This window comes from Sphingobium indicum BiD32, from assembly GCF_000382885.1.
GTDB lineage: Bacteria > Pseudomonadota > Alphaproteobacteria > Sphingomonadales > Sphingomonadaceae > Sphingobium > Sphingobium japonicum_C.
In genome coordinates this window covers 1-7,813 of the sequence record NZ_CAVK010000229.1, presented here as the reverse complement: position 1 = coordinate 7,813, position 7,813 = coordinate 1, and the positions used below count along the sequence as shown (strand labels likewise).

Here is a 7,813-nt window from a genome sequence, read left to right as displayed (position 1 = left end):
GAATGCCGTCACGTTACGAAACAACGTCTGCGCTACATAAAGCGTGCGGCCGTCTGGTGAAAGGCCGCATCCATTGGGGTGGTCCACAGGGTAGAGCAATGAGCTGATCTCGGAGCCGTCCGCCTTGGCGTAATAGAGGCCCCCACGATCGCTCTCTCTTTCGCGCCCTTGGCCGAAATCTGTGAAGTAAAAACCGCCATGGCCGTCAAATACCAGGTCGTTCGGTCCATTAAGCCGATGTCCATCACAGGAATCGTAGAGAATTTCGACTGCACCGCTGTCGATCTCGATCGCTTCGATGCGGCCTCCGCTATAATCTGGTGCCTGATGGCCAGGAATAAGCAAGTCGCCCTGCTTCTCCCATTCGAAGCCGCCGTTGTTGCAAACATACAGTCGCCCGTCTGGGCCCAGCGCTGCGCCGTTGGGACCGCCACCTGGTGTGGCGACGACGGTTTGTCGGCCATCGGGCCATATCCGCGTTAGCTGGCCAGCCGCAATTTCGACAACCACAACAGACCCGTCCGGTAGCCACACTGGCCCTTCCGGAAACTTCAGTCCCTCGGCAACGACTTCGAAGTCCATCGATTATCTCCTTATTCTCTTCCGAGCGGAGTCAGCGGCAATTTCCGATTAGGGGCCAGTCCCGGGATAGGGGACCGCGCCGACCAGTATCTTAAGGTAGACGGGGCCGACTGAACGATACTCCGACACAGTCTCGTTGCACGAATCAGAGTTAGGAGAGGCGATGGCATATGCAAAGCTTTTGGCCACCACGGCAAGCGACCATCCGCACGGCCTGGCCTTCATCAGCGGTGACCGACAGCGGACATGGCGAGAGGTCAAGGAGTCAGTCGAGCACGTAGCCGGTGGCCTGATCGCGCTAGGATTAAAAGTCGGTGACCGCGTTGCCATCGTGTCTGGACTTGCCGAGGGTCAAGCCGAGTTGGGTTGCGCGGTGTCTTGGGCCGGCATGGTTCTGGTTCCGCTCAACGTGCGGCTGGGGAAGGAAGAACTTCTCGCCATTTTGGAGGACGCGGACGTATCGGCCATCGCCTTTGACGCAACTCACGCTGCATTTGCTGTTCAGGCAGCAGACCAGCTCGGCATCAAGATTGGGATCGCGCTCGATCGGGAAGCGGAAAGACCCGAAAATCACAGTTTAACGTCGCTCGTTGCGTCCAAGCCGCTGGCACGGGTAGAGCAGGCAGAAAACGATCTGGCGATGCTGATCTACACCGGCGGAACGACGGGAACGCCTAAGGGGGTCATGCTTCCCTTCCGCTCTCTAATCGCCGAAGGCGAGATCATGCGCGACTATATTGGCTATAATCGCGAGACTGTTTATCTCCATGCTATGGCGATGTTCCATGTCGCTGGCGTGGCCCAGTTCGCAGGAGTGACGTTGGGTGGCGGGGCGCATGTTTTTCGTCCGGATGGCGGTCCGATCGCGACCTTCGAGGAGATCGCGCGTAGTGGCGTCAACACTTTATGCGGCGCGCCTACGTCGCTCGCCATGTTGCTGGATTCCCCTGCGCGAGACGATGCGCTACTCCGAACTATCCGCGGCTTTGGATATGGCTCTTCGTCGATTTCAGAAGCATTGCTCAAGCGCGCGATTAAGGCGATGCCAAATGCCAGGTTTGTTCAATTTTATGGACAATCGGAGGCTTCGGGCACAGTAATCATCTTGGATGCAGACTGGCATGTTCTGGAGGGGCCGAAGGCCGGAAAGCTGAGAACCACAGGTCGGCCAGACAAACGCTATCGTGTCCGCATTGTCGATGAAAAGGGCGTAGAGCAACCGAGAGGCGCCGCTGGAGAGATTCTTGTTCAGGGCGCATATCTCTCAACCGGCTATTGGCGTCAGCCCGAGAAGACTGCAGAACTCTTCCGCGGGGGATGGTTACACACTGGCGACGTAGGGGTCATGGACGCGGACGGGTTCATCGCGGTCGTTGATCGGTTTAAGGATATGATCATAACCGGCGGCGAGAATGTCTTCTGCACGGAGGTCGAAAATGCGCTCGCCCAGCATCCTGCAGTCAGCACTTGTGCCGTAATCGGCATACCCCACGACCTGTGGGGTGAGGCGGTGCATGCCGTGGTGACGCTCATCAAAGGCAAATCCACGAATGAGGCCGAGCTGATTGCCCATTGTCGGCAGTTTATCGCGGGATACAAATGCCCGAAATCGGTAGACATCGTCGAAGACACGCTCCCACTGAGCGGCGTTGGCAAGGTGATGAAGCATGTCCTTCGCGAGCAGTACCTCTCGCGAAATCGGGACAAGGCAGGACTGGTTTCACGATGACCGGGCTGGCGGGGAACAGGCGTGTAAGCGCCAAGCTCAAATGTCACCGCGCTCGATCACCGATCCTGTAATCTGCAGAGCTTGGCGGTGTATCCCTTGAGGTTCAAGGCCAAGCTTAGGCTGGAGCTTCCAATCACATAGAGTAATCGCGGGGTTGGGAACACCGACGCGGTTACGATGCGTTGGAAGGGTGGTTGCCTCCCGATAGGATGAAGTAAGGGCTCACGACCGCATAGCCGGGCCCAGCATCGAACGGGAAACAACCATGAAGCAGTTTATCGGCCTCGCCGTGTCATTGAAAGATACATTCGTCTCGGTGCGGGAAGCAGGTAAGCGGATCTGGCGCTGTCCGATCCCAAACTGATAGCAGAGGTGATCCGCAAGCGTGCTCCGAACGCGAAGCGCGTCGTGTTCGAGACGGGGCCTCTGGCGATCTGGTTCTATCATGCGCTGAAGCTGGAAGGCTTGCCGGCGATTTGCATTCATGCCCGCCATGCCAAGGCGGCGCTGGATATGGCGCCGAACAAGACCGATGCAAATGACGCGGACGGACTCGCGCACCTTTCCTAGGTCGGCCTTTACCGCGAGGTGCGGGTAAAGAGCTTTGACTGCATGCTGGTTCGCACGTTGGTCGCAGCACGCAACCAACTGCTCAAGATGAACGCGCACTGGTGCACGCTCTCGAGCATGCCGCCAGTATTCCGCGAGAAGCGCGCGCCAAACTGGATGATCACCGCCGATGAACCAGACCGGGTACAACAGGCAACCGCCGCGATTGTTTTGGCGAACCCACCCAGATCGACGTGTGCATCCGGCGAGGACCCTTGGGACTGGCACGTGATGTGCTGACGTGCTGTCAGGCAGCCTGAGCGACGGGTTGATGCAGAGCCTCGTCGCGAAGACGCACCAGTTCCAGGGCAACAGCCCGTGCAGCCTGTTTTGCGGTTGGTCGGAGATGCTGGCGATAACGTCACGCAGCCATGCATGTGGGTCGACGCCATTGAGGCGACATGTCTGGATCAGAGAGTACATGGCGGCCGCCCGGTGCCCGCCGCGGTCCGAGCCGCAGAAGGTCCAGTTTTTCCTTCCGATTGCCACTGTACGGACTCGCCGTTCCGCCGCGTTGTTTGTCATGCAGATCCGGCCGTCGTGAAGGAAGCGGGCGAAGCTTTCCCAGCGTGACACCATATAACTGATGGCCTTTGCGAGATCGCTCTTGCGAGAGACGCGGCGATATTGCTGGCGCAGATGCGCTTCGAGTTCGGCCACGAGCGAGGCGACATGTCTCTGCCGGTACTCGAGACGCTCATCGGCGCTACGGCCCCATATCTGGCGCTCGGCCGTGACGACCGCATCCATGCGTTTCACGATCTCGCGGGCCAGCGGTGAGCCTTTGAGCCGGGCTTCCTTGTAGAATGGCCGCCTTGCGTGCGCCCAGCAGGCAGCCTCTAATATGGGCTGGAGTTTGCGGCCTGGCGCGTACAGGGCCTCATAGCCAGTATAGGCGTCGGCCTGCAGGATGCCGGTAAATCGCGGCAGTTGTCGCTGCGGGTGAGCGCCAGTCCGGTCGCGTGTGTAGTAGAACATGACGCCCGGCGGGTCGCCTCCGCCAAAAGGGCGGTCGTCGCGCACCGACGCCCAGACCCTTCCTGTTATGGTCTTTCCAGCCGCGATGACCGGGACTGTCATGTCGTCATGGTGGATCCGCAATCCTGCCAGGACATGATCTTCGAGAAGAGGAAGCAGCGGGTTCAGCAGGATGGTGGCGTGACCGACCATGTCGGCGAGCGTCGAGACACTGATATCCATGCCTTCTGCGGCATAGGTCTCGCTTTGCCGGTTGAGCGGCTGATGGAGCCCGAACTTGTTGAAGGCGATCATCGCTAAAAGTTTGGGGCCGACAGATCCCCGTGGAACGGGATGAAAGGGCGCCGGGGTTTGCGAGATTGTCGTGCAGTCCCTGCAGACAAATTTCTCGCGCACCGTCTGCAGGACGATCCACTGACGCGGGATCACCTCGCGGCTCTCGGTGACGCTCTCGCCGATCTTTTTAAGGTCGCTGCCCTGGCAGCACGAGCAGGTCTGCGGACCAGGCACGACAACACGGTGGCGGGGCAGATCGCTGGACAGGGGGCGGCGCGCGGCTCTCTTGCGGGTGAAGGGTGCTACCGGGACGCCGGCCTTGCCTGCTTTTGCGACAGCGAGCTCGGCGGCGAGCTCATCCTCGGTCGCAGACGTGACGACATCCTCGAGCTGCATTTCGAGCTGATCGAGCAGATGTTTGTGGCGCTCGGACGACTGCCCCCATTTGTCCTGGCGGGCTTTGGCGGTGCGCAGTTTCAGCTCTTCGATTACAGCGTAAGCATCTGTGACTTGCGCCTGGGCGATGGCGGCCAGGGCTTCGGCCTGAAGGAGTTCTGCGCGAGTACTGATCAGCAGCACTTTGAGCGCATCGGGATCGTCAGGAAGGGCCTCGAGCGACATATCCATCGTGGATTATGTAGAGCAGATAATCGTTATTTCGTCGAGGAAAATCGGCAAAAACCTCAACAAAACCAGGCATTTCAGCCCGCCAGCTCAGGCCTGAATGTATATTGTGGGTTTCGCCAATCAATCCCTTCGAGCAAACAGGCCAACGCCGATGCCGAGATCGAAATCACACCGTCTTTTGCAGACGGCCAGGTGAATTTGCCCCGTTCAAGACGCTTTGAATATAGCGAGGCGCCGAGGCCATCATGCCAGATTATCTTCAAAAGATCCCCTCGGCGCCCCCGAAAAACGTGGAGGTCGCCGCTGTTGGGCTTGCCTCCAAATCCCTCCTGGATCAGCAGGCCAAGCGAGGCTGCACCCTTGCGCATGTCAGTATGCCCGGTCGCGATCCAGACGCGCGCATGGCCAGGGATCGGGATCATGCGCGAAATTCGCGCAGCACCGCGATCAGCAAATTTTCCGATGTGCCGTTCGGCACTTGCAGCCTCGCACCGCCGATGAAAATCTGAAACGCTCCGCACCGATCGTTATCGATCGCGTCTGGCACAACGGCAACAGTCGCAAAGCCGCTGGGCTGGCGAACGGTCGTGCCGGTCAGTTCACGTCGCCACCTGTAGATCAGGGTCGGCGACAGGTCGGCTTCTCGTGCGATTGCAGCAATCGAAGCCCCGGACTCCATCGACGCTTCCACAAGCGCTCGTTTCTGGTCAAAGCTCCAGCGCCGGCGCCGCTCAGGACCCGACATGATGGTGAATTGCGTCAAGCCTCAATCCTTAACCACGGTGCTAAGCACGTCGCTAGCACCACAGCTAATCTGTCACGCGCTCGCCAGCCCGAATAGATGCATCACCTCGAATGCGTACAGATCGACAACAAGTTACATCGGTGCTTGAGGATCGAGACCCCAACGTGTCGCTACAGATGTTCATTGATGATGCGACCGCAGGATCGTGGATCTGCGGATGGTTCCGGCCGCCTAAAGCCAGCTCCGCTGCCGACGGAGAGTTTCTACCCGGCTGAAACAGTGCCTTCTCTAAATGGCGCGTCCATGTCGGAATCGACGAATCTCAGTCACGCGCCCATTATGCGTAATGGGCTAGTTTCAGCCCAGGCCGATCCCAGCGAGTCTTGAGCAATCGGCCGCTTGAAGACAACGTGACCCAGGCGTTCTGCATGTCGTCACCGCCAAACGCTATATTGGTGGTGAAGAGATCGGGAAATTCGCGGTAGCTGATCCCGCCGGTTTTGACATCAACGGTTGCAATTCCCGCCCGCTCTACCAGTGTAGCGACGCACACGGAGCCGTCCGCGGCGACGGCGAGGGAATCGAGCGCTTGCCGGCCGGGAAAGGTCGTAACTACAGAACCCGCGAAGAACATCGACGTCAGACTGGTCTCGGCGATGAATTCGCCCGGCGCGGCGATCGCGAAAGACAACAGCGTGCGATGCAGCGTTTGCGCGACATAGAGCGTCTTGCCGTCGGGAGACAAGCCACAGCCATTCGGGATGTTTACAGGGAATGCCGCGCGGCGGATCATCGATCCGTCCGTCTTCGCATAATAAACTGCACCATTATCGGCGTCGTCCTCGCGGATTTTGCCCGCATCGGTAAAATAAAACCCTCCGTGATTATCAAACACAAGATCATTCGGGCCAACGAGGGGGCGCCCATCGCAACTGTCATAGAGCCGCTCGACCTTACCGGTGTTAACATCGACGACTTCGATCCGCCCGCCGGAATAGTCGGCCGGCTGATGCCCCGGCACCGTGAGCCCCTCGACCCGATGCCATTCAAAGCCGCCATTATTGCAGACAAACAATGTTTCGTTGGGTCCCAGAGCAGCGCCGTTAGGCCCGCCGCCGGTCTGCGCGATGACATGCCGGCGCCCATCCGGCGTTACCCGCGTGACACAACCCCCGGCAATCTCGACCACGACAACCGATCCATCGGGCAGCCATACCGGGCCTTCGGGAAAAGCGAGGCCTTCCGTTACGATTTCATAGTCCATATATCACCTTCGTCCTTTAGGAGGCGTTTCCGCATCAAAGCTTTGGTCGGGTCGGCTATGCGCCTAGACTAGAACTTGCTCCCCAAGGTAACGCCATAGGTCCTCGGCGACTGCCAGGTGGATACCTTGCTGCCGAACGAATTGGTGGCGAATTGGCCGATGATCGCGGCATTCGTCAGGTTACCTCGATCTGCGACACGCTGACAAAATCCGTCAGATTTCCGTTGCTCGCCGCATAATAGACGCCGTCAACATACAGCGCGATCGGCGCTTCGAGGCCAGGTCCCAATGCGCCGCTGCCCACGCCGCGCAAACGCGTAGTCGCGTAACCGACGGAATTGGTGACAGTAAGACCAGGAACAAGCACGCGCATGTCGACGAGATTGTTGACGCCTGCGACAGACAGTTGCTTCCCAGAAACAGCGGCGATCGCGATCGGCACATCCTGGAGGTTTTCGCTGCGTCTTTGCGCCGTAACGACAATTTCTTCGAGCCCCTTTTCCTCCGCTGCTGCTCCGAGCGGAGTCGATTGATCTGCCGTCGAGGCCTGCGCGATGCTAGTCGTCGACGTCATGATAAGCAGCAAACTTACGGCTGCACGATCGATTAGACTCATACTGTGGCCCTCCCTCGTATTGTCAATTTTTTTTTGGATTTTTTGCGCTAAACCGATTAGCTACACACGTCGGTGTTTGTTTAATGTCCCCCTCGGGGGGATATCTCGACTGCTAACTCAATGGAGCGCGACAACGGGTTCAAGTGGCCTCGAATGGCCGAAAATGAGCATATCGTTGGCGCTGATCGGCTAGAGGCGGCCGAAAGGCGCCGAAATCGAGTTCTTCGAGACAGCGCTCGCGGCGCACGGTGAGCCGTCCGAGATCGTTAATCTTGTGGGACTGAGTGGCGATGTGCTGGATTATTGGATCCTCGCCGATGCCGGTTATGCACGCTGCACGGTTTGAATCGTAGACAGACGGCTAGACACGCGTGTGGCCATGAAATC

Annotated in this window: 6 protein-coding genes and 2 pseudogenes; 2 read left to right on the top strand and 6 right to left on the bottom strand. The window is 58.7% G+C overall.

Going from position 1 to position 7,813, the window contains the following annotated elements:
- Positions 1-582 (bottom strand): SMP-30/gluconolactonase/LRE family protein (locus tag EBBID32_RS20225; RefSeq protein WP_037492181.1); only part of this gene is annotated, 582 nt, incomplete at its 3' end.
- Positions 583-745: 163 nt separating this feature from the next.
- On the opposite strand from EBBID32_RS20225, the gene EBBID32_RS20220 reads away from it, so the two are divergent.
- Both EBBID32_RS20220 and EBBID32_RS23825 read left to right on the top strand, forming a co-directional pair.
- Positions 746-2,311: an AMP-binding protein gene (locus tag EBBID32_RS20220; protein ID WP_006965822.1), complete on the top strand. Its 1,566-nt coding sequence runs from the start codon at positions 746-748 to the stop codon at positions 2,309-2,311.
- 265 nt (positions 2,312-2,576) lie between these two features.
- Positions 2,577-2,971 (top strand): annotated as a pseudogene (locus EBBID32_RS23825) (IS110 family transposase); the annotation flags it as partial.
- Between the two features lie 246 nt (positions 2,972-3,217).
- Here the strand turns inward: EBBID32_RS23825 and tnpC are convergent.
- The 5 genes and pseudogenes from tnpC to EBBID32_RS20195 all read right to left on the bottom strand — a co-directional run.
- A pseudogene (gene tnpC / locus EBBID32_RS20215) lies at positions 3,218-4,801 on the bottom strand (IS66 family transposase); the annotation flags it as partial.
- A 74-nt stretch (positions 4,802-4,875) separates the two neighbouring features.
- Positions 4,876-5,223 (bottom strand): IS66 family insertion sequence element accessory protein TnpB, encoded by a 348-nt coding sequence (tnpB, locus tag EBBID32_RS20210; protein ID WP_006965819.1) that lies wholly within the window; start codon positions 5,221-5,223, stop codon positions 4,876-4,878.
- Positions 5,220-5,564 carry an IS66 family insertion sequence element accessory protein TnpA gene (gene tnpA / locus EBBID32_RS20205; protein WP_006965817.1) on the bottom strand — a complete coding sequence of 115 codons (345 nt, stop codon included), beginning with the start codon at positions 5,562-5,564 and terminating at the stop codon, positions 5,220-5,222. Before tnpA ends, tnpB begins: the two co-directional genes overlap by 4 nt.
- 319 nt (positions 5,565-5,883) lie before the next feature.
- Complete coding sequence (locus EBBID32_RS20200) at positions 5,884-6,810, bottom strand: SMP-30/gluconolactonase/LRE family protein (protein ID WP_006965815.1); 927 nt, start codon at positions 6,808-6,810, stop codon at positions 5,884-5,886.
- A 175-nt stretch (positions 6,811-6,985) separates the two neighbouring features.
- A complete protein-coding gene (locus tag EBBID32_RS20195) occupies positions 6,986-7,426 on the bottom strand; it encodes a TonB-dependent receptor plug domain-containing protein (RefSeq protein WP_006965813.1) in 441 nt (146 codons plus the stop codon).
- Positions 7,427-7,813 lie beyond the last annotated feature (387 nt).

Bases quoted from the DNA above. Each gene is read 5' to 3' on its own strand.
- EBBID32_RS20220 (WP_006965822.1), top strand. From the start codon at position 746: ATGGCATATGCAAAGCTTTTGGCCACCACGGCAAGCGACCATCCGCAC.
- EBBID32_RS20200 (WP_006965815.1), bottom strand. From the start codon at position 6,810: ATGGACTATGAAATCGTAACGGAAGGCCTCGCTTTTCCCGAAGGCCCG.
- EBBID32_RS20195 (WP_006965813.1), bottom strand. From the start codon at position 7,426: ATGAGTCTAATCGATCGTGCAGCCGTAAGTTTGCTGCTTATCATGACG.
- tnpB (WP_006965819.1), bottom strand. From the start codon at position 5,223: ATGATCCCGATCCCTGGCCATGCGCGCGTCTGGATCGCGACCGGGCAT.